This window comes from Microbacterium sp. (genome assembly GCF_049650565.1).
Lineage (GTDB): Bacteria > Actinomycetota > Actinomycetes > Actinomycetales > Microbacteriaceae > Microbacterium.
The window spans coordinates 39,748-60,400 of record NZ_JBASAK010000045.1; the positions used below are offsets into that span (position 1 = coordinate 39,748).

Here is a 20,653-nt window from a genome sequence, read left to right on the forward strand (position 1 = left end):
GGGTCAGCGTACGCGAGGCATGAATTCATCGGTGTGGCGACGAACTCGGCTCGGTCGACCAGAACGGGTCGTCGAACCATCCATCCGGTACTCCCATCGGGTGCAGTGGAACAGCAGGGGTCGCGTCCAGGAGGCCGTTCAGTCGCTGCCCCCAGGTGGACCTCGGTGAGATCGTGTGGAGGACGGTCTGCAGCGAGACCATCACTGGAAAGAGTCTCTGGCGGCGCCACGGCTCTTCCAGCGGAGTGGGATCGTCCAGCCACCTCGTGTGGCGTGACTTCGGGATCATCGGGTACACGCCCAGACCGCGATTCCAGAGGCTTCCATGGTGGGCGCAGATATTGCGCACTCGCTGGTAGCTCTTGAGCCAGGACGACAGTACCGGCGGCATGACTCCAAGAGATCTGGCGATCGATGATCGCACCTGCCTGTCGGCGAGCGAGTCGTACACCGCGCGGGTCCGGCCAAAGCTCAGTTCTTCGAAGACGATCCAGGTCGGGGGACGGGACGGCTCGTCGTAATTGGCGACGTAGTGATCCAGCGCTGAGGCGAATCGGTCTCCTCCGAGGTCCGTCTCGGCACGTCGCGCGTGCTGGAGACGGAGCATGTCGTCAATGTCATGCAGGAGATGCTGGTGAGCGGGCCGGTGCGTGAAGTGCCCTGAATCCTCAGACCAGTGCGGACCGCCGATGAGGGACATATGGTCGCTGATCGCGGCTCGTACAGCGACCTCCACGCGTTCAAGCGCGTCGAGCATGTGCAGGCGGAGTTGTCGGTCGAACACATAGAGGCGGAGGACGTCATCGAAGCTGACTCCGGGGCGGATCACGTCACGCGTCGAAGTCTCGAAACTGCGAACATATGCGGAGATCCGGTAGTACCCGAGGTGGCGCAGATACCGCAGTGCACGATCGGGTCCGAGATCACGAGACCGCGCTCCCGCCAGCGGGCGAGCAGCGCGTCTTCGGACAGTGCAGGCTTGCGATATCGGCGGGGGAGGTCAGGCAAAAGAAAATCCCCCTGTTGCGCATCGTGGAGAGGCTGGGGGATGTTGTCCACCCAGCTTAGGTGATATGGCTCGCCATTGCCAGCTCTTGGTGCTCATCGATCCTCCGTCGTCTGCGATGAGCCTAAGGAGCAGCTCCGACACTCGCGGTTCGAGCTGGCAGAGCGGATGCCGACCACAGGCCACCCCGGCAATGTGAACGTCAACACGGCCTACTCAACCCCGGAGAACCATGCCCGCTGCATCCCTCGTCTGGCGCGACGGACGACGCTTCCGCGACGGCGCGCCGCACCGCATCCCGCAGCTCGAGCCGCTGCAGGCTGCGCACGGAGGGCCGATCCGCCTGATCCAGGTGGAGAACGAGTACGGCTCCTACGGCACCGATCAGACCTACCTGGCTCACCTGCGCGATGGTCTGCGCAGCCGCGGTCTTGTCGAGATGCTCACCAACGCCGACGGCACCACGGCCGACATGGTGCGGAACGGCAGCGTCCCCGGCGCGATGGGCACCTTCACCTTCGGCAGCGGTGTGGAGGATGCCGTGGCCCTTCGGCCCGACGACCAGCACCTGATGTGCAGCGAACTGTGGTGCGGCTGGTTCGACCACTGGGGCGAGAAGCACCACGTCCGGTCGGCCGCGAGCATGATCGGCACCGTGCAGGAGCTGCTGGATGCCGGCGGCTCGGTGAGCATCTACATGGCGCACGGCGGCACGAACTTCGGCCTGTGGGCCGGCGCCAACCACGACGGCGTCATCCAGCCCACCATCACGTCGTACGACTCCGACGCCCCGATCGGTGAGGACGGCTCGCTGAACGCGAAGTTCCACGCGCTGCGGCGGGTCTTCGCGCCGTTCCACTCCGGAGACCTTCCGCCCGTGCCGGATGACCCGGAGCACCAGACCGCGGCATCCGCGACGCTGGTGCCGGTCGCGTCGCTGCCGGACGTCGCGTGCGCAGCCGGTGGTCGCCATCGCTCCGCAGCCGCTCTCCTATGAGGGGCTGGGCGCGGAGGACGGGCTGGTCGCATACTCGTCGGAGATCGTCTTCGCGGCCGACACCGAGCTCACGCTGCTCGAGCTGCGCGACCGCGCGACGGTGTTCCTCGACGACGTGCGGCTGGGCACCATCGAGCACGACGGCGAGCAGACCCTCACCCTGCCCATCGCTGGCGGCTCGGGGCGCCTCTTGGTCGTCGTGGAGAGCCTCGGGCGGGTGAACTACGGGCCGCGCACCGGCGGTTGCAAGGGCGTTCTCGGAGGTGTTCTCATCGGCCGCCGGTTCCAGCACGGCTGGGAGCACCGGATGCTGCCGCGGGATGCGATTCCCGTGGTGGCGTCCACGCCGCCTCGACGGGCTCAGCGACCCAGGAGGCCGGGTCCCTGAGCCTGTCGCCTGTACCGAGCGAGCGCAAGCGAGACGAAGTGAAGGGCCACGACGGTCTGGCTGTGGCATCCGTCACCGTCTCCCGCCCGCTGGACGCGTGGATCGCGCTGCCCGGCTCGGCGCACGGCATGGTGTGGCTGAACGGCTTCCTGCTGGGCTGGTACTGGGAGCGCGGCCCGCAGGTGACTCTCTACGCCCCCGGCCCGCTCTGGCACGAGGGCGAGAACGAGATCGTCGTGCTCGACACCGACCGCCTGGGCGCTGTCATCGAGATCCGTGAGAGCGCCGACTACGGCGAGATCGAGGAGTTCATCGGCGCCTGAGGCCGCGCCGTCGGCAGCCAGCCTGGCCGATCTTCGCCGTGGGAGACAAGATCTTTCGTGAGGGTATTGCTATTAAGAAACCTTCTTGTTAGTTTTCTCTCAGCGAGAGAGAGCAGATCGATGTCGACGCTGAACACCCCGGGAACGCCCGCCTGGCTGCGCGAGCGCAATGAACGCGCGTCACTGCAGCTGCTGTTCGAGCATGGAGCACTGACCCGCAACCGCATCAGCGAGCTCAGCGGGCTCTCCAAGCCGACCGCCTCGCAGATCGTCGCCCGATTCGAGCAGCTGGGAATCGTGGAGCCCGTGGGGGCGATCTCCGGCCGACGTGGACCGAACGCCGTCAGCTACGGGGTGCAGGTGCAGCGGGCTCGCGGCGTCGCCGTGGATGTCAGTGAGTTCCTCATCCGCTCCTGCGTCGTCGACGCGCTGGGTGTCGAGCATCCCATCGTCGAGGTCGAGGTCGGCGCCGATCAGCGTCGCTCGGCGGAGTCCGACGTGCGCGACGCGATCGATGCGGCCTGCGCGGCGGCAGATGTCGACAGCAGCACCGTGCAGATGGTGGCATTGAGCCTTCCCGGTTCGGTCGACCCGCGAGGAGACCGGCTGTCGTTCATCGACACGCTTCCCGGCTGGCCGACTGAGGGCATCAGAAAGCACCTGGAGTCGTCGCTGGGCGTACAGGTCCTCATCGAGAACGATGTCAACCTCGCCGCCATCGCCGAGCGGGCCGAGGGCGTCGCCGCCGGCGCATCGAACTTCGCTCTGCTGTGGATGGGCGAGGGCCTCGGCCTGGCGTTCGACCTCGGCGGGGCGCTGCACAGCGGTGCAGCCGGCGGTGCGGGCGAGATCGGCTACCTCCCCGTGCCTCGTGACGCGGTGCACATCGATCCCGAGGCACGCTCCCTGCAGGATCTGCTCGGCGAACCCGCCGTCATGGAGATCGCCCGCGCACACGGGATCGTCGGAGACGACCATCAGGTGCTCGCAGCCCTCGGTGATCATCCTGACCGCGCCGAGGTGCTGGCGGAGATCGCCCGCCGCGCCGCCGTCGGCATCATCCCGGTGCTGGCCATCCTCGCGCCGGAGCTCATCGTGCTCGGCGGTCCCGTCGGCGCAGCCGGCGGCGACCTTCTGGCCGATCTCGTCCGTGCCGAGATCGAGCGTGAGACCCGCTGGCACCCTCAGGTGATCCACACGGCGGTCAGGGACCGCCCTGTGCTGCGGGGTGCACGCGAGATCCTCGTCGCGCAACTGCGCGCGCGCCTGCTCGAGGAGCTGTCCTCCCCGGCCTGAGCAGCGCACCCACGATCATCCACCGCACCCAGGTGGTTGGTTCTGCAACATCCATTCGTAACAACAGTGAGGTCTTACGATGAACACACATTCGACCCGGCGCCGCCTCGGCGCCATGCTCGCCCTCGCCACCAGCGCCACCGTGGTGCTCGCGGGATGCGCGGGAGGCTCCTCCGGTGGAGCGGACTTCTCCTCCACCGCCCCCGCCAAGCTGAGCGGGACCGTGTCGCTGTGGCACTTCTTCAGCGACCGCGAGGCAAAAGCCATCGACGGGGTCGTCGCCGACTTCGAGAAGGCCAATCCCGGGGTGAAGGTCAAAGTGCACTCCGGACAGGACGACGAGAAGCTCGCGAAGAAGATCGCGACCGGCGGCGACATCGACGTGGCGATCTCGGGCTCGACCGACAGCGTCGGGCTCTTCTGCTCGTCGGGATCATTCCGCGATCTCGACCCTGTCATCAAGCGAGACGGTGTCGACATGTCGGAGTTCACCGACGTCGCCAAGAAGTACACCTCGTTCGACGGCAAGCAGTGCGCGCTGCCGATGCTCGCCGACGTCTACGGCCTGTACTACAACGCCGATCTGCTCAAGGCGGCCGGCTACACGGCTCCGCCGAAGACCCTCTCCGAGCTCAAGGAGATGGGTCTGAAGCTCACCACATACAACGCCGACGGCTCGATCAAGACCCTCGGCTTCAACCCGCTGATGAACTATTACGAGAATCAGCCGGTCAACTACACGGGCACGATCGATGGTCCCTGGATGTCGGATGACGGTGCCAAGAGCGCGCTGAACAACCAGGGCTGGAAGGATCTGGCCACCTGGCAGAAGGACTACGTGGATGAGATCGGCTACGACAAGCTGAAGGCCTTCACCTCGGGACTCGGCGACGAGTGGTCAGCCGACAACGCCTTCCAGACCGGGCAGATCGCGATGAACATGGACGGCGAGTGGCGGGTGGCCTTCATCGAGGACCAGAAGCCGGACCTGAACTACGGCACCGCGCCCTTCCCCGTCGGGGACGACTACGCGTCGCTGTACGGCGGCGGGTACACCACGGGAACCATCGCCGGCATCGCGAAGGGATCCTCCCATCCCGATCTCGCGTGGGCCCTGCTGAAGTACCTCACCACCGACACGAACACCGTGGTGAAGCTGGCCAACGGCATCAAGAACGTGCCGACCACGAAGGCTGCGCTGAACTCCGCCGACCTGGACTACCCGCAGCAGTTCCAGACCTTCCTCGACATCGCAGCGAGCCCGAACCTGGTCAGCGTGCCGGCGACGGCGATCGGCCATGCGAACCAGACCACGTTCCAGACCTTCTGGGATCAGTGGCAGTCGGGTGAGGCGACCGATCTGGACGCAGGACTCGCCAAGGTCGACGAGGACATCGACAACGCCCTGGCACTGAGCAAGGCGCCGTGAGATGACGACTCTCCGCGCAGCGGAGCGGCAGGTGGGGCGACACGATGCGGATCGCCGCCCCACCAGGCGCCTCCGCTCTCCGAAGACCGCGCGGCGGCTGGTCGTCTGGGGCATGCTCAGCCCGGCCCTGCTCGGCCTGGGCGTGTTCTTCGCCTACCCGTTGCTCGCGAACGTGTACTACTCGTTCACGCGCTACGACCTGCTGACCCCGCCGGAGTTCATCGGGATGCGCAACTACGTGTACCTGTTCACCCAGGACCCGGCCGTGGTCACCGCGACGCTGAACACTCTCTGGCTGGTCGTGATCCTGGTGCCCGTCCGCATCATCTGCGCGATCGCCGTCGCAGGCCTGCTCACCCGGGCGCGCTTCGCGGCGGGACTCTGGCGCACCCTCTTCTACCTTCCCGCTCTGGTGCCACCGGTCGCGTCCACCGTCGCGTTCGTGTTCCTGTTCAACCCGGGGGCGGGGCCCGTCAACCACGTCCTGAAGATCTTCGGCATCCAGGGTCCGCTGTGGTTCAACGACCCCGCCTGGTCGAAGCCCTCGCTCGTGCTGCTGGGCATGTGGGTGCTCGGCGACATCATGATCATCTTCCTCGCCTCGCTTCTGGACGTGCCGCAGGATCAGTACGAGGCGGCAGCCCTGGACGGCGCCAACGGATTCCAGAAGGTGCGCTACGTCACGCTGCCCAGCATCATGCCGGTCATCGTGTTCGCCGTGATCACCGGCGTCATCGCCGCCCTGCAGTACTTCACGGAGGCTGCTGTCGCGTCCAGCGTGGCCAGCGGCACCGCGGGCGTCAACAACGGCATCGGCGCGGTCATGGGCTATCCCGGCAAGTCGCTGCTCACCTATACCCAGTGGCTGTACGTGCGCGGCTTCAGCAACTTCCAGCTGGGCTACGCGGCGGCGCTGGCCGTCGTGCTGTTCGTCGTCGCCGGCGTGTTCGTCGGCGTGCTGCTGCGTCAGTTCAAGGCGTTCTCACCGGAAGGGCGGTCATGAGCACATCCACGTCCGCGCGCTCCGTCGCACCGCAGCGACGCCGTGCGCGCACCTCGCCCAGCCGCGTGCTGACCTTCATCGCCGAGCACACCGCGCTGGTCGCGCTCGGCGTGCTGTTCATCGCGCCGGTCATCTTCGTGCTGCTGACTTCGCTGATGTCGAGCCGGCAGACGCTGACGGCCTCACTGTGGCCCGCCCCGTTCGACTGGGGCAACTACGCGAAGGCGTTCACCCAGGTGCCTCTGGCGCTGTGGTTCGGCAACTCGGCCCTGTATGCGGGGCTCGCCACCGTGTTCATGCTCGCCTCCTCGGTGCCCGCCGCGTACGTGCTGGCGAAGATCCGCTTCCGCGGCGCGAACGTCATCTTCTTCGCGATCATCATCGCGATGCTGCTGCCGCCGCAGATCACGGTCGTGCCGATCTACGTGATGTGGGCGCAACTGGGACTGACCGGCACGCTGTGGCCGCTGATCCTGCCGAACCTGCTGGGTGACGCGTTCTCGATCTTCCTGCTGCGGCAGTTCTTCCTGACCATCCCCAGCGAATACGCGGACGCGGCGAGGATCGACGGCAACGGCGAGTTCGGGGTGATGATGCGAGTGGTCGTGCCGATGTCGAGGCCTGGCATCGCCGCCGCGGGCATCTTCCTGTTCTTCCACGCCTGGAACGACTTCTTCGGCCCCCTGCTCTACGCGTCGGAGAGTCCGCAGAACTGGCCGGTGGCCTACGGGTTGGCGACCTTCCGCGGATCGCATGGCACCGACTGGGGCACGACCATGGCCGTGACGATGCTGGTGACCATCCCGGTCGTGGTCGTCTTCTTCTTCGCCCAACGCACTTTCGTGGAGGGCATCACGCTGACTGGAGTGAAGGGATAGTCATGAAACTAGCGGTTGTCGGCGGAGGGTCGACCTACACGCCGGAGCTCATCGACGGGTTCGCGCGACTGCAGGACACGCTCCGTCTCGAAGAAGTGTGGCTGGTCGATCCGGACGATCACCGGCTGGAGCTGGTGTCTGCGATCTCACGACGCATGTTCGCCCGCGAAGGGCATCCGGGGCGGATCATCACGACCTCCGACCTCGTGGCCGGTGTCGCGGATGCCGACATCGTGCTCATCCAGCTGCGAGTGGGCGGGCAGGCCGCGCGCAAGGGCGATGAGACCTGGCCGCACGCCTGCGGTGTGATCGGACAGGAGACCACGGGCCCCGGCGGATTCGCCAAGGCGCTGCGGACGGTGCCGGTGGTGCTGCGCGTGGCCGAGGCGATCCGGGCCCACGCCAGACCGGATGCCTGGATCATCGACTTCACGAACCCTGTGGGCATCGTCACCCGCGCGCTGCTCCAGGAGGGGCACCGCGCGGTCGGCCTGTGCAACGTCGCGATCGGCTTCCAACGTCGTTTCGCGCGGATGCTGGGCGTGGATCACGCCCGTGTGCAGCTCCAGCACGTCGGGTTGAACCACCTCACCTGGGAGCGCGGCGTCACCGTCGACGGGAAGCCCGTCCTGGACGATCTGCTCGGCCAACACCTCGCGGAGCTGGCGGAGGAGGTCGAGCTGCCGCAGGAGCTGCTGTCGATGCTGGGCATGGTGCCCTCGTACTACCTGCGCTACTTCTACGCGCACGACCACGTGCTCACGGAGCAGCTCGGCTCCGCCACCAGGGCGGAGGCCGTGATGGCCGTCGAGGAGGCGCTGCTGCGCATCTACGCCGACCCCGCCGTCGACACCAAGCCGGAGGAGCTGCGCAAGCGCGGTGGTGCGTTCTACTCGGAGGCCGCCGTCGATCTGATCTCGTCGCTGACCTCGGACCGCGGCGACGTGCAGGTGGTGAATCTGCGCAACGACGGAACCCTGCCGTTCCTCCCTGACGACCACACCATCGAGGTGTCGGCGAGGGTCGGGGCCGATGGCGTGCACGCACTGCCCGTCGAACCGCTGCCCGACGACCTCGCGGGCCTCATCTCGCACACTGCGTCATACGAACGGCTGGCCCTCGACGCGGCGATGCACGGAGGCAGGGACCGTGTCGTGCGCGCTCTGCTCGCGCATCCGCTGGTCGGTCAGTACGATCGCGCCTCCAGGCTCGCGGATCTGCTGATCGCGGAGAACGCCGCGCATCTGGCGTGGACAGCGTGAATGCGGCGACCCCAGCCGACGCCGTCATCGTCGCCGTGGACGGTGGCGGCACCAAGACCGATGCCGTCGCCGTAGGGGCCGACGGTCGTCTGATCGCACACGCGCGGATGCCGGGGACGACCGTGGAGCCTCAGGATCTGAGCCCGTCGGTCGGGATCGTCGACGCGGCGATCTCCGAGGTCCTCGCGAAGGCCGGGCCCCGGGAGCTGCTGCGGTGCAGCGTCTATCTCTCGGGAATGGACATGCCGCGCGACGTGGCATCGTTCGCGGAGGCGATCGCCGAGACGACGTGGGCCCGCGCGTCCGCGCATCCGGTCGTCGTGGGCAACGACATGTTCGCGCTGCTGCGCGCCGGCACTCGACGACCCGACGCCATCGCCGTCGTCTGCGGCACCGGCATCAACTGCGTCGGCGTGCGGGCGGATGGAGAGGTGGCCCGCTTCGCCGCCCTGGGCATGATCTCGGGCGACTGGGGCGGTGGATCGACACTCGGCGAGGCGGCCCTCTGGCATGCGGCGAGAGCGGTGGACGGCCGCGGCGATCCCACGATGCTCTCCCGCACCGTGCCGGCGCATCTCGGGCTGCCGGACGTGCAGTCCGTGATCGAGGCGTTCCACTATGGCCGGCTGGGCGAGCGCACCCTTCCGACCCTCGCTCCGCTGGTGCTGCAGGCATCCGATGCCGGGGATGTCGTCGCGGGCCGGGTGCTGGATCGTCAGGCCGAGGAGATCGTCGCATTCGCCGTCGCCGCGATCACCCGCCTCGACCTCGGCGGACGCCCCGTTCCGGTGGTGCTCGGCGGGGGCATCCTGGCCGCCGGAAACCGTCGACTCCTCGACGGGGTCCGGAGCGGGCTCGCGCGCCGGGCGCCCGATGCCGAGATGATCCTCGTGCGCTCCCGGCCGATCGTCGGGGCGGCGCTGCTGGCGCTGGAGAGCATCGGATGCTCGGAGGACGTGCTGGTCCGTGCGGAGCGGGAGCTCTCGCGAGTGGACTGAGCTCGAGCCCTGGAGGGTCAGGCCATGCCCCCGCCGAGTTCCGTGGACATCTCCGCGGCCGCCGCCAGGAGCAGATCCCTCAGCCCCGGAGTCGATTCGGCGTTGATCCGCTGGCTGGGTGCCGCGACGGTCAGGGCGGCGACGGCTTCGCCGGTGTGCCCGATGACGGGCACGGAGACGCTGGACAGACCCTCCTCCTGCTCCTGCACGCAGGTGGCGAAGCCCTGGCCGCGCACGGTCTCGAGCTCGGCTCGCAGCACCGCGGGATCGGTGATCGTGCGGGCTGTCCTGCGCTCCAGGGGGGCGGTCGCGAGGTACTCGTCGAGGGATGCGGCATCCTTCCAAGCCAGCAGCACCTTGCCCGATGCATTGGTGTGCAGCGGCGATCGGCGGCCGACGTTGGCGACCATCGCGAACGACGCATCCGCCTGGCCCCGGTCGATGTACAGCACGCTCTGGTCATCGATGATCGCCAGCAGCGTCGCCTCACCCGTAGCCTCGGCCAGCCGGTCCAGGTGCGCCCGGCCGACGCGTGTCAGATCGGCACCGCGCACGACGGCGCTTCCGAGTTCGTACACTCCCCAGTCCAGCCGGTACTTGGCATCGGAGTCCTTGCCCACCAGGCCCTCCAGCTCCAGCGTCTTCAGCAGGTTGAACGTGGCGGGCTTGCTGAGTCCCACCCCGGCGGCGAGCTCGCCCAGGGCGCTCGGTGACGACGACTGGGCGAGGCGGCGCAGCAGCTGAACCGCGTGCACCACGGAGCGGACCGTGCGGGTGGAGCCTGCCGGTTTGGCTGATGCGGAGGCGGAGGCCATGGGAATCCCTTCAGAGTGCGACGTAGCGAGTATAAGGACGCTGCCTCCAGATCAGGCGGTGCCATGCGCCGCTCGCGACCGGCGCGAGAGCGAATCGACGACGACGGCGAGCACCAGCACGGCGCCCGTCACCATGAATCGGATCGACGAGTCCAGGTTCAGCAGGTTCAGGCCGCTGGCGATCGCCTCGATGACGAGGATGCCGAGCAGGGCCGATTGCGCGTGACCGCGACCGCCGAAGAGACTGGTTCCGCCGATGACCGCCGCCGCGATGGCCTCCAGGTTCACGTCGCCCGTGCCGCTGCTGAGCGTGGCGGCCGCGAGCCGTCCGGCAGCGAGCAGCCCTCCGACCGCGGCCAGCATCGAGGAGATCGCGAAGGCCGACACGTAGACCCAATTGACATGGATGCCCGCGCGGCGCGCAGCCTCGACGTTGCCGCCGATGGCGTACATGGCCCTGCCCCATCGGGTGCGCTTGAGAGCGTAGGCGGTGACGGCGATGATCGCGATGAAGAACACGAACATGGTGGCGAGTCCCCGCGAGGTGTTCAGATACCAGACGACGGCCTCCAGCACGATCAGGAGCACTGCGGCGCGCACCAGCAGCTCCGCCTTCGACGGGGCGGAGAGGTTCTCGCGCACACGCATCCGCCGTGACCACCACGACGTCACCAGGTACCCGACGGAGATCGCGGCGATGAGGGCGTATGCCACCGGGGCGGGGAGGAACATGGTCTGCGCGAACTCCACGATGAACGAGTCGAAGGGGAGGTTGATGGAGCCGTTGTTCCCCAGCAGGAACAGCTGCAGACCGAGGACGGCCAGCAGCCCGCCCAGGGTGGAGACGAAGCTGGGCACTCCGAACTTCAGAAACAGGCCGGCGTACAGCAGCCCGATCAGGGCGCCGATGAACATCGGCGCGATCAGCGCGAGCCACAGCGGCAGGCCCAGCTGCACGTACAGAACGGCGAGCACGGCCGCCGAGAGGCCGCTGACCGAGCCGATGGACAGGTCGATCTGCGCCAGCAGCAGGATCAGGACCACTCCCACGGCGATCGTGCCGACGGCGGCGCTGTCCAGCATCAGATTGACGAGGTTCGTGCTGGAGAGGAACAGCGGGTTCAGGATCTGGAACACGCCGGCGATGAGGATCAGCCCGATGATCACGGGCAGCGAGCCGATGTCGCCGCTGCGAATGCGCAGCCATCCGGCCTGCAGCCGGCCGCTGAGGCCGGTGCCGGCTGCGGCGAGGCGCTCGTCCTGCCGGTCCAGGGGCGCGGTCTGATCGGCCGCGGGTGACTGCGTGCGTGTGCTCACTGTGCGTTCTCCTTCTGCGCGTGCGAGAGCTCGCGCGCCCTCACGGCGTTGTCCGCAGCGCCGGTGATGGCGGTGACGATGTCCTCATAGGTGATGTCGCGGGTCCGGAACGTCCCGTTGTTGCGCCCCAGGCGCAGCACGACGATGCGGTCGGAGACGTTCTGCACGTTGGCCATGTTGTGGCTGACGAGGATGACGCCGAGACCTCGGTCGCGAAGTCGCTCGACGAGGTTGAGCACTTCGGCGGTCTGGGCCACGCCGAGCGCGGCGGTGGGCTCGTCGAGCATGACGACGCTGGGATCGCCGACGAGGGAGCGGGCGATGGCGACAGTCTGGCGCTGACCGCCGGAGAGGCCGGCCACGGGGATGCGGACCGAGGGGATCTTCGCGGAGAGCTGCGACAGCAGCCCCCAGGAGCGCTTCTCCATGTCCACTTCGTTCATGGCCCAGGCCGAACCGCTCTCGCGCCCGAGGAACAGGTTCTGCACGACGTTCAGGTTGTCGCACAGTGCGAGGTCCTGGTAGACCGTCGCGATGCCCAGGCGCTGCGCGTCCAGGGGGCTGGCGAGAGTCGTCGGCTCACCTCTCCACAGCACCGTCCCCGAGTCGGCGGCGTGAGCACCGGCGAGAATCTTCACGAGTGTGGACTTGCCGGCGCCGTTGTCGCCGACCAGGGCCACGATCTCCCCGGCGTGCACGTCGAGATCGACGTCGGTGAGGGCGCTGACGGCGCCGAAGGACTTGCTGATCCCGCGCAGCGACAGCAGCGGCTCCGCGGCGGTCTGGGTGGATGATCCAGTCACGATGCTCCTAACTGAGGCTCGCGGTGCGGTGGAGAGGGGGGAGAGGCTCCCCACCGCACCGTCGGGCCGGCTACTTGATTCCGTTGGCGCTGCAGGCGGCGGCGTACTGCGCGGTGCAGATCTCCGACACCTTGTAGACGCCGTCCTTGACGACGGTGTCGGCGATGTTGTCGATCGTCACGGCCTGCGGCTGCTGCAGGAATGCCGGGATGCCCTCGATCTGCGCGGACGACTCCGGCTTCTCGCCCTTGGCGAGCTGCACGGCGACCTTGGCCGCCTGCGCGGCCTCACCGGCGAACGAGTTGTACACCGACATGTACTGCTGGCCGGCCAGGATCGACTGGATGCTGGCGAGCGTGGCGTCCAGGCCCGTCGTGGGCACGAGGGGCATGCCCGCGGCGTTCATGGCCGAGATGGCAGCCTGAGCATTGCCGTCATTGGCCGAGTAGAAGGCCTTGATCTGGTCTCCGAACTTGGCGATCTGCGCGGCGGCGAACTTCTGCGCGGTCGGCCCGTCCCAGGTCTCCAGGTGGCTGAGCACCGTGTAGCCGGCGCCCTCGATGACCCCGGAGGCGCCCTTGCGGATGTTCACCGCGTTGTTGTCGGTGTCGGCGCCGTTCAGCATCACGATGCCGCCGGAGGTGACGCCGTCCTTCTTGAGCTTGTCGACCAGGGCCTGGCCCTGCAGCTCGCCGACCTTCGTGTAGTCATTCGAGATGATGTACGCCAGGTCGGGGCTGTGGATCAGCCGGTCGTAGGCGATCACGGGGACCTTCTGCGACTTGGCCTGGTTGACGATGCTCGCTGCGGCCACGCCGTCCCAGGGATCCACGACGAGCACCTTCGCGCCCTGCGTGAGCATGGACTGGGCCTGCTGCTGCTGCTTCGCAGCGTCCTGATCGGCGTTCGCGTACAGCAGCTCGCAGTCGGGGCAGAGCTTCTTCAGCGCGGCCTCGAACTGGGGGCGGTCCTGTGTCTCGTAGCGGGTGGATGTCTCGTCGGGCAGCAGCAGGCCGATCTTGAACCCCTGCTGGTCTGCGGAGCCTCCGGGATCGGATGTTCCCGGAGAGTCGGACTGCGTGGAGCAGCCGGTGATCGCGAGTCCCACCACGACGAGGGTCGTGGTCAGGATGGCGAGTGCGGAACCTCTGATGGTGATCTTCATTGGGGGAACCCTCCATGGTGAGAGTCGTCGTCGTTGGCGACTGCTCCGAAGCGTCTCAGCACCCCGCGAAGCACGGCAAGACGAATTCCCACAATGTGTTAGCGCAGGGCGAATGCTGTTAGTCAGGGCAGAACTTGAATGATGACGGAGCGGACGTGCTCCAGGAGGAGCTGATCATCGCAGCCGTGCCGGAGAGGCGACCCGCCATTCGACTGGGTGCGATCCTCTGCAGATCGGCGGTGGGGACGGCGGCTGCGAGCACCGCGCAGACGGATCCGTCCCGGCCGCGCAGAGGTACGGCGACACTGGACAGGTCCCGTTCCTGCTCGCCCCAGCTGACGCCGTACCCGTGGTCCCTGGTCAGGGCGATCTCCATCAGCATCATGCGCGGGTCGGTGATCGTGGCAGGGGTGATCGCGCGCAGCGGGCGCTGGAGGTGGCCGCCGAGCACATGGTCCGACATCGCCGCGAGGAGGACCTTGCCCGAAGCCGTCGTGTGCAGAGGAGACCGGATGCCGATGTCTGCGACCATGGTGAAGCCGACAGAGTCCTCGGCGCGGTCGACGTACAGCACGTGATTCCCGTGCAGGACGGAGAGCAGTACGGCGCCGTGCACCTGACGGGCGAGTTCCCTCAGCGGCATCCGTGCGGAATCGCGCAGCGGCTCGATGTCCGCCACGCGCACGCCTATCTCGTACAGGCCCCAGTCCGGAAGGTATTGCCCGGCAGCGTCGCGGCGCAGCAGATGCAGCGCCATGAGGGTGCCCAGCAGGTTGTAGGTGGCCGGCTTGCTGAGACCGACGGCCCTCGCCAGTCGGCTCAGCGAAAGCGGTCCTCGCGCATGCGCGATCACCTGCAGCAGGGTGGTGGCATGGATCACGGACTGCACGGTTCGAGGGCGCTGGGCGGCCTTCGTCACGCGGTCGGGGTTCGGCTGCATCGGCTCATCTCCACATCATCGTGCGTTAGCTCAGAGTGAACACCGTTATCTGGATGCTATTGAAGCATCCCACGTTTCGCTCCTACGGTGAAGTCACGTCGGCTCCAGGAGCCGTCGTGCGAAGGAGACAGCCACATGGATTCGCCGTCGCTCGACATCGAGCACGCTCTGCAGGTCGCCCGCGCTCAGGTGCGCCGTCTGGTCACCGAGTACCCCCTGCAGTTCCCGACCTACACCCAGCACGGGAAGTGGCATTTCGAGGATGACCCATGGGCTCCCGTGTGGACCAGCGGCTTCCTGACAGGGCAGCTGTGGATCTTCGCAGAGCTCACCGGCGAGAGGTTCTGGCACGACCAGGCCGAGCGGTACAGCCTCGCCCTGGAATCGCGTAAGACGGACTCGTCCACCCACGACATCGGCTTCCTCTTCGACCCCAGCTGGGGCAGATGGCATGATCTGGAGCCCAGCGCCCGCACCGCGGACGTCCTGGTGCGGGCCGGACGGACGATGGCGGCGCGCTTCAACCCCCGCGGCAGGTATCTGCGCACGTGGGTCGACGCCGGCAGTACGTTCATCGATGTGATGATGAACGTCGGGGTCATCTTCCGAGCGGCTCGGCTCAGCGGCGATCCCGCGCTGCAGCGGGTCGCGGTGGAGCACGCCCTCACCTCGCGGAGGTTCCTCGTCCGCGGCGACGCGACGACGGTGCACGAGGGATGGTTCGATCCCGACTCCGGGCAGTACCTGCGCGCGGCCACCCATCAGGGCTTCCGCTCCGACTCCTGCTGGTCCCGCGGTCTCGCATGGGCGCTGTACGGCTTCGGAACGACGCACCTGGGCACCGAAGACACGCGCTTCCTGCGTACGGCGCAGGACCTGGCCGACACCTACATCCTGCGCACCGGAGACGCGTACGTGCCACCCAACGACTGGGACGACCCGCACCCGGCGCTCCCCTACGAATCGTCAGCGGCGGCGGTCGCGGCATCCGGCCTGCTCCAGCTCGCGGAGCTGAGCGGGGCGGCGGGCGAGCGCTACGCGCGCTACGCCGCCGGTATCCTCTCGACGCTCTCGGGTGACGCATTCCTCGCAGATCCGGATCGCCGTTGGGAGGGGATCCTGCGCCATGCCACCTACCACCACGGCAACGGACTCGGAGTCGACGAATCCGTGATGTGGGGCGACTACTACTTCACTGAGGCACTGTGGCGACTGGCTTCGTCGCCACGACTGCGCGCCCTCGCCAGCGTCGCACCCGCACACCCCGAAAGGACATCGGAATGAGCCAGCACTTCTCCTCACCACCGCAGTTGATCATGGGCGCGGATGCCCTCGAGGTCGCCGCCGGGCGACTGCCCACCATGGGCACGAAAGCACTCGTCGTCACCGACCCGGGCATCGTCGCCGCCGGGATCGACAGGATCGTCACGGACGTGCTCGGCAGTGCCCTTCCGTTCCACGTGTTCAGCGACGTGGTCGGCAATCCGGACATCGCGACCGTCGAGTCCGCAGCGCAAGCGCGAGAGGTGGCCGGGGCCGACGTCCTGATCGCCATCGGCGGCGGATCCAGCATCGACGTCGCCAAGTCGGTCGCCGTGCTGGGCACCAACGGCGGATCCATCGTGGACTACGAGGGCGTGGACAGATTCGCGAACAGACCGCTTCCGGTGGTGGTCATCCCCACCACCGTGGGATCCGGATCAGAGGTCACCAAGGGAGCGGTGATCACGAATCCGCAGACGCAGGTCAAGATGGTGATCGTGTCGGACCTCATGTTCGCCGAGGTGGCCGTGCTCGACCCGCGCGTGGTGGCGAAGCTGCCCAGCAGGATCGCCGCGACCACCGGTATGGACGCGCTCACGCACGCCATCGAGGCATACGTCGCACTCGGTGCCAATCCCGTCACCGACGCCATCTGCCTGGGCGCCATCGAGCTGATCGGCGCCCACCTCGTCGCCGCATCGCAGGGCGACCCCGACAGCCTGTACCACATGCTGGTCGCGTCTTCGATGGCCGGCATCGGCTTCCACGATGCCGGACTCGGGGCCGTGCACGCGCTGGCCAACACCCTGGGTGCGCACTTCGGAGTGCATCACGGCACGGCCAACGCGCTGTTCCTGCCGTACGTGATCGACTTCAACCTCACGGCAGCGCCGGCGCGATTCGCCCGCATCGCGCAGGCGCTCGGAGAGGATGTGCACGGGCTCTCCGATGACGAGGCCGCCGCACGGGCATCCGTGGCCGTGCACCGCCTGGCGGAGCAGACAGGCGTGCCGCGCACCATGGCGGAGCTCGGCGTTCCGCGCGACGCGATCCCGGCGCTCGCACGCGACGCCCTCCTGCAGGCCGACCTGCCGGGCAATCCGCGCCCCGTCACGCTGGACGATCTGATCGGGCTGTACGAGCGGGCCGCCTGACGGCAGCTCAGAAGGAGAATCATCATGACCACCACTCGCGCACGTTCCGTGCAGCACTTCATCGACGGTGCATTCGAGGACAGCGCCGATGCCCAGCCGATCGACCGGCTCGCGCCGGCCACCGATGAGGTCGTCTCGATCGTTCAGGCGGGAGGGGCTCCGGAGGTCGCTCGGGCTGTCGGCGCCGCGCGCGCCGCGTTCGACGAGGGGCCATGGCCGAGGATGACGGGGATGGAGCGCTCGATCATCCTGGGTCGCGTCGCCGAGCTCATCGACCGCGATGCCGCAGAACTGGCGGCGCTGGATGCCGAGGAGACGGGCAAGCCCATCCGCCTCGCCGAGGGCGACATCGCCGGCGCCGCGGGACTGTGGCGCTACGCGGCCTCGCTCGCGCTGACCATGAGCGGATCGACCTACACCAGCAACGGTCCCGATTTCACCGGCCTCGTGCTGCGCGAGCCGATCGGCGTCGTGGGTCTGATCGTGCCGTGGAACTTCCCGGCGCTGATCCTGAGCCAGAAGCTGCCGTTCGCCCTGGCGGCAGGGTGCACAGCGGTCGTCAAGCCCTCGGAGCTGACCAGCTCCAGCGCACAGCACCTCGTGCGGCTGGCTGCGGAGGCGGGAGTCCCTCGTGGCGTCATCGGCATGGTGGTCGGCGACGGCAGGGCAGGGCAAGCCATTGCGGAGGCCGACGGCATCGATCTCGTCTCCTTCACCGGGTCGACCGCCACCGGGCGGCGGGTGATCGCCGCCTCGACCGGGAACATCAAGAAGCTCTCCCTGGAGCTGGGCGGCAACGCCGCCAACGTGGTGTTCGCGGACGCGGATCTCGAGGACGCCGCCGCGGGAGTCGTGTTCGGGGTGAACTTCAACAACGGTGAATGCTGCGTCTCGCAGCCGCGCCTGCTGGTGGAGGACTCCATCGCCGACGACTTCGTCGCCGAGGTGGCGAGGCAGACCCGCATGCTCCGCGTCGGGCAGCCGATGGATCGCACCACCGACGTCGGCGCGCTCATCCACGCCGGCCATCTGCAGAAGGTCACCTCCTACATCGGGGGCGCGGCCGACGAGGGCGGCGAGGTGATCGTCGGCGGCACGCGGGTGACCGATGGTCTCCTGGCGCGCGGACAGTTCGTCGCGCCGACCGTGATCGATCGCGTCGGACCGGAATCGGCGGCATTCCAGGACGAGATCTTCGGACCCGTGCTGACCGTGACCAGGTTCCACGACCAGGATGAGGCCGTCCGGCTCGCCAACGGGGTGCAGTACGGACTGGCGAACAGTGTCTGGTCCAAGAACGTCGACACGGTGCTGCAGGTCGCGAAGCGACTGAAGAGCGGCACCGTCTACGCCAACACCACCATCGACGCGCCGCCGCAGATGCCGTTCGGCGGCTACAAGGCCAGCGGCGTGGGACGCGAGATGGGGCAGGCCGGCTTCGAGGAGTTCACCGAACTCAAATCCGTGAACATCCGCACCGGCAAGCGCGCGGCATCCTTCGCGATCCGTGCGGGAGCGTGACGGCGTGACCGGTGCCGAGAATGCCGCCGAGCTCACCCTGGAGGTGCGCGACGACGGCGTCGCCGTGCTCACGCTGAGCAACCCGCCGCTGAATCTCATCACCCTGGAGCTGACCCGCAGGCTGCTGGCGGCGACCACGCACATCGCTCAGGATGCCCGAGTGCGCGTGCTGGTCATCACGGGAGCCGGGGATCGGGCGTTCTGCGCGGGCGCGGACGTCACCGAGTTCGCCGACGTCCGCTCCGAGGTCGTCGAGCGCAAGCTCCGTCGCGAGAACGAGGCCATGGATGCCGTGGAGGCTCTGCCGATCCCGACCATCGCCGCGATCGGCGGTGTCTGCCTGGGCGGAGGCGCGGAGCTCGCCCTCGCCTGCGACCTGCGCATCGTCGACCCGAAGACGGTGATCGGGTTCCCCGAGGTCGGCCTGGGCGTGTTCCCGGGATCCGGCGGGGTGTTCCGCCTGCCGAAGACGGTCGGCCTCGGGCGTGCGCTCGACCTGCTCTACACAGGGCGGCGCGTCGATGCGGCGGAGGCGCTGCAGATCGGTCTGATCACGGAGATCGCCGAGCCCGGCGCGGCGTTGACGCGCGCGCTCGAGCGCGCTGCGGAACTGGCATCCGGTCCTGCGCTGGCGCTGCAGCTGATCAAGGCCGGTGCTCGTGCCGCCCTCACTCAGACCACCGCACAGGCTGTCAGCGCCTCGCTCGCGGACAGTGCGCGCGTGTTCACGGGACCAGACATCGAAGAGGGCATTGCCGCCTTCACCCAGAAGAGGGCCGCGCACTTCACGGCGCCTCGCGAGATCGCTGCCCAGGCAGCAGAGACGGAAGGTCGGTCATGACCGGCATGCTCGACGGCATCAAGGTCGTCAGTTTCACTCACTACCTGCAGGGACCCTCATGCTCGCAGATGCTGGGCGATCTGGGTGCGGACGTCGTGCGCATCGAGCCGATCGGCGGCTCATACGAGCGGTTCTGGTCCGGGGCGCGCACTTTCGTCGGTGAGGAGAGCGTCTTCTTCCTGCTGGCGGGGCGCAATCAGCGCAGCGCCGAGATCAATCTGCGCGACCCCGCCGGCGAGGAGGTGCTGTGGCGGATGCTGGATGCCGCCGACGTGGTCGTCGAGAACTTCCGGCCGGGGGTGCTCGAGCGGCGCGGCTTCGGCTACGAGGCCGTGAAGGCTCGCAACCCGGGGATCGTGTACTGCTCGCTGACCGGCTTCGGACCGACCGGCCCACTGGCTGATCGCCCCGGCCAGGATCTGCTCATGCAGTCGTTCAGCGGGCTGGCCTCCCTGAGCGGACGGGCGGGGGATCCGCCGGTGCTGGTCGGATCTGCGATCGTCGACGAGCACTCCGCAACCCTCGGGACGATGGGGATCTGTGCGGCGCTCGTACGACGGGCCCGCACAGGCGAGGGCGCCAAGATCGACAGCAACCTGCTCTCCGCGGCGATGGATCTGCAGCTGGAGCCGCTCAACTGCCATCTCAATGGCGGCAGGCTGTGGCCGCGGAGCGCCTCCGGCATCTCGTCGAGGTTCCACCAGGCCCCGTACGGGGTCTTCGAGACCAGCGACGGGTGGCTCACGCTGTCGCTGGCGGACGGGGCGACCCTGGCCGCAGCCTTCGACGACCCCAGGCTCGCGGAGTTCACCCGGGACGACCAGTTCACGCAGCGCGAGCGGGTCAACGAGATCATCGTGGAGCACATGCGCACGAACACGATCGCGCACTGGCGCGCCCGCCTGGACGATATCGGCGTCTGGAACGCTCCGGTGAACGAGTATCCGGAGCTGCTGGACGAACCGCAGGTCGAAGCCAACGAGACGGTGCTCACCTTCGAGCATCCGTCGGCGGGCACGGTGCGCGTGGTCAATCATCCGGTCAAGTACGACGGTCACACCCCGCCGTTGCGGCTGGTGCCGCCGACCGTCGGGCAGCACACCGACGACGTGCTGCGTGAAGCGGGATACTCCGACGAGGAGATCTCGCGCATGCGGAAGGACGGAGCAGTCGGGCCCGACCGAGCGGTGGTCGGCTTCGACCGGGAGAAGTCGGCACCGGCATCCTCGTACTCCGCCAAGCGCTCCTGAGACC

Annotated in this window: 20 protein-coding genes; 14 read left to right on the forward strand and 6 right to left on the reverse strand. The window is 67.9% G+C overall.

All coding sequences use genetic code 11. The features are described from left to right. Positions 1-25: 25 nt before the first annotated feature. Positions 26-988 carry an Abi family protein gene (locus WA967_RS08705; RefSeq protein WP_424421433.1) on the reverse strand — a complete coding sequence of 321 codons (963 nt, stop codon included), beginning with the start codon at positions 986-988 and terminating at the stop codon, positions 26-28. 250 nt (positions 989-1,238) lie between these two features. Here WA967_RS08705 and WA967_RS08710 point away from each other — a divergent pair, with 250 nt between their 5' ends. The 9 genes from WA967_RS08710 to WA967_RS08750 all read left to right on the forward strand — a co-directional run bounded on the left by WA967_RS08710 (position 1,239) and on the right by WA967_RS08750 (position 9,580). Continuing rightward, positions 1,239-2,003, forward strand: a complete 765-nt coding sequence (locus WA967_RS08710) for a beta-galactosidase (protein ID WP_424421292.1) — start codon at positions 1,239-1,241, stop codon at positions 2,001-2,003. Beyond that, positions 1,969-2,391: a hypothetical protein gene (locus WA967_RS08715; RefSeq protein ID WP_424421295.1), complete on the forward strand. Its 423-nt coding sequence runs from the start codon at positions 1,969-1,971 to the stop codon at positions 2,389-2,391. The genes WA967_RS08710 and WA967_RS08715 overlap by 35 nt, the downstream gene beginning before the upstream one ends. Before the next feature lie 38 nt (positions 2,392-2,429). After that, a complete protein-coding gene (locus WA967_RS08720) occupies positions 2,430-2,714 on the forward strand; it encodes a hypothetical protein (protein WP_424421297.1) in 285 nt (94 codons plus the stop codon). A 120-nt stretch (positions 2,715-2,834) separates the two neighbouring features. After that, positions 2,835-4,010 carry an ROK family transcriptional regulator gene (locus tag WA967_RS08725; RefSeq protein WP_424421300.1) on the forward strand — a complete coding sequence of 392 codons (1,176 nt, stop codon included), beginning with the start codon at positions 2,835-2,837 and terminating at the stop codon, positions 4,008-4,010. 79 nt (positions 4,011-4,089) lie between these two features. Continuing rightward, positions 4,090-5,439, forward strand: a complete 1,350-nt coding sequence (locus WA967_RS08730) for an extracellular solute-binding protein (protein WP_424421302.1) — start codon at positions 4,090-4,092, stop codon at positions 5,437-5,439. A 1-nt stretch (position 5,440) separates the two neighbouring features. Further along, the gene (locus WA967_RS08735; protein WP_424421305.1) at positions 5,441-6,442 is read left to right on the forward strand and encodes a carbohydrate ABC transporter permease; all 1,002 of its coding nucleotides are present in this window, start codon (positions 5,441-5,443) and stop codon (positions 6,440-6,442) included. Next, on the forward strand, positions 6,439-7,320 hold the full coding sequence (locus tag WA967_RS08740; protein WP_424421307.1) for a carbohydrate ABC transporter permease: 882 nt from the start codon (positions 6,439-6,441) through the stop codon (positions 7,318-7,320). The genes WA967_RS08735 and WA967_RS08740 overlap by 4 nt, the downstream gene beginning before the upstream one ends. A gap of 2 nt (positions 7,321-7,322) precedes the next feature. Beyond that, the gene (locus tag WA967_RS08745) at positions 7,323-8,582 is read left to right on the forward strand and encodes a 6-phospho-beta-glucosidase (protein WP_424421310.1); all 1,260 of its coding nucleotides are present in this window, start codon (positions 7,323-7,325) and stop codon (positions 8,580-8,582) included. Beyond that, positions 8,570-9,580 carry an N-acetylglucosamine kinase gene (locus tag WA967_RS08750; protein WP_424421313.1) on the forward strand — a complete coding sequence of 337 codons (1,011 nt, stop codon included), beginning with the start codon at positions 8,570-8,572 and terminating at the stop codon, positions 9,578-9,580. The genes WA967_RS08745 and WA967_RS08750 overlap by 13 nt, the downstream gene beginning before the upstream one ends. A gap of 17 nt (positions 9,581-9,597) precedes the next feature. Here the strand turns inward: WA967_RS08750 and WA967_RS08755 are convergent, their stop codons facing one another. The 5 genes from WA967_RS08755 to WA967_RS08775 all read right to left on the reverse strand — a co-directional run bounded on the left by WA967_RS08755 (position 9,598) and on the right by WA967_RS08775 (position 14,620). Further along, positions 9,598-10,395 (reverse strand): IclR family transcriptional regulator, encoded by a 798-nt coding sequence (locus WA967_RS08755; RefSeq protein ID WP_424421316.1) that lies wholly within the window; start codon positions 10,393-10,395, stop codon positions 9,598-9,600. A 51-nt stretch (positions 10,396-10,446) separates the two neighbouring features. Next, positions 10,447-11,712: a sugar ABC transporter permease gene (locus WA967_RS08760; protein ID WP_424421318.1), complete on the reverse strand. Its 1,266-nt coding sequence runs from the start codon at positions 11,710-11,712 to the stop codon at positions 10,447-10,449. Then, positions 11,709-12,515 (reverse strand): ATP-binding cassette domain-containing protein, encoded by an 807-nt coding sequence (locus WA967_RS08765; protein ID WP_424421321.1) that lies wholly within the window; start codon positions 12,513-12,515, stop codon positions 11,709-11,711. The genes WA967_RS08760 and WA967_RS08765 overlap by 4 nt, the downstream gene beginning before the upstream one ends. Before the next feature lie 70 nt (positions 12,516-12,585). After that, positions 12,586-13,680, reverse strand: coding sequence for a substrate-binding domain-containing protein (locus tag WA967_RS08770; protein ID WP_424421324.1), 1,095 nt, complete (start codon positions 13,678-13,680; stop codon positions 12,586-12,588). Positions 13,681-13,798: 118 nt separating this feature from the next. Beyond that, a complete protein-coding gene (locus WA967_RS08775) occupies positions 13,799-14,620 on the reverse strand; it encodes an IclR family transcriptional regulator (protein WP_424421327.1) in 822 nt (273 codons plus the stop codon). A gap of 135 nt (positions 14,621-14,755) precedes the next feature. Between WA967_RS08775 and WA967_RS08780 the strand changes: the two genes are divergently transcribed. Genes WA967_RS08780 through WA967_RS08800 form a run of 5 tightly spaced genes read left to right on the forward strand, consistent with a single transcriptional unit; the run spans position 14,756 to position 20,649 of the window. Then, positions 14,756-15,904: a glycoside hydrolase family 88 protein gene (locus WA967_RS08780; RefSeq protein WP_424421329.1), complete on the forward strand. Its 1,149-nt coding sequence runs from the start codon at positions 14,756-14,758 to the stop codon at positions 15,902-15,904. After that, a complete protein-coding gene (locus WA967_RS08785; RefSeq protein WP_424421332.1) occupies positions 15,901-17,037 on the forward strand; it encodes an iron-containing alcohol dehydrogenase in 1,137 nt (378 codons plus the stop codon). The genes WA967_RS08780 and WA967_RS08785 overlap by 4 nt, the downstream gene beginning before the upstream one ends. Positions 17,038-17,061: 24 nt before the next feature. Continuing rightward, on the forward strand, positions 17,062-18,558 hold the full coding sequence (locus WA967_RS08790; protein ID WP_424421334.1) for an aldehyde dehydrogenase family protein: 1,497 nt from the start codon (positions 17,062-17,064) through the stop codon (positions 18,556-18,558). Between the two features lie 4 nt (positions 18,559-18,562). Continuing rightward, positions 18,563-19,399: an enoyl-CoA hydratase/isomerase family protein gene (locus tag WA967_RS08795; RefSeq protein ID WP_424421337.1), complete on the forward strand. Its 837-nt coding sequence runs from the start codon at positions 18,563-18,565 to the stop codon at positions 19,397-19,399. Continuing rightward, positions 19,396-20,649: a CaiB/BaiF CoA transferase family protein gene (locus WA967_RS08800; RefSeq protein WP_424421339.1), complete on the forward strand. Its 1,254-nt coding sequence runs from the start codon at positions 19,396-19,398 to the stop codon at positions 20,647-20,649. Before WA967_RS08795 ends, WA967_RS08800 begins: the two co-directional genes overlap by 4 nt. Positions 20,650-20,653 lie beyond the last annotated feature (4 nt).

Coding starts and splice junctions, on each gene's coding strand:
- WA967_RS08710 (WP_424421292.1), top strand. CDS start 1,239: ATGCCCGCTGCATCCCTCGTCTGGCGCGACGGACGACGCTTCCGCGAC.
- WA967_RS08725 (WP_424421300.1), top strand. CDS start 2,835: ATGTCGACGCTGAACACCCCGGGAACGCCCGCCTGGCTGCGCGAGCGC.
- WA967_RS08730 (WP_424421302.1), top strand. CDS start 4,090: ATGAACACACATTCGACCCGGCGCCGCCTCGGCGCCATGCTCGCCCTC.
- WA967_RS08735 (WP_424421305.1), top strand. CDS start 5,441: ATGACGACTCTCCGCGCAGCGGAGCGGCAGGTGGGGCGACACGATGCG.
- WA967_RS08740 (WP_424421307.1), top strand. CDS start 6,439: ATGAGCACATCCACGTCCGCGCGCTCCGTCGCACCGCAGCGACGCCGT.
- WA967_RS08745 (WP_424421310.1), top strand. CDS start 7,323: ATGAAACTAGCGGTTGTCGGCGGAGGGTCGACCTACACGCCGGAGCTC.
- WA967_RS08755 (WP_424421316.1), bottom strand. CDS start 10,395: ATGGCCTCCGCCTCCGCATCAGCCAAACCGGCAGGCTCCACCCGCACG.
- WA967_RS08770 (WP_424421324.1), bottom strand. CDS start 13,680: ATGAAGATCACCATCAGAGGTTCCGCACTCGCCATCCTGACCACGACC.
- WA967_RS08775 (WP_424421327.1), bottom strand. CDS start 14,620: ATGCAGCCGAACCCCGACCGCGTGACGAAGGCCGCCCAGCGCCCTCGA.
- WA967_RS08780 (WP_424421329.1), top strand. CDS start 14,756: ATGGATTCGCCGTCGCTCGACATCGAGCACGCTCTGCAGGTCGCCCGC.
- WA967_RS08785 (WP_424421332.1), top strand. CDS start 15,901: ATGAGCCAGCACTTCTCCTCACCACCGCAGTTGATCATGGGCGCGGAT.
- WA967_RS08790 (WP_424421334.1), top strand. CDS start 17,062: ATGACCACCACTCGCGCACGTTCCGTGCAGCACTTCATCGACGGTGCA.
- WA967_RS08800 (WP_424421339.1), top strand. CDS start 19,396: ATGACCGGCATGCTCGACGGCATCAAGGTCGTCAGTTTCACTCACTAC.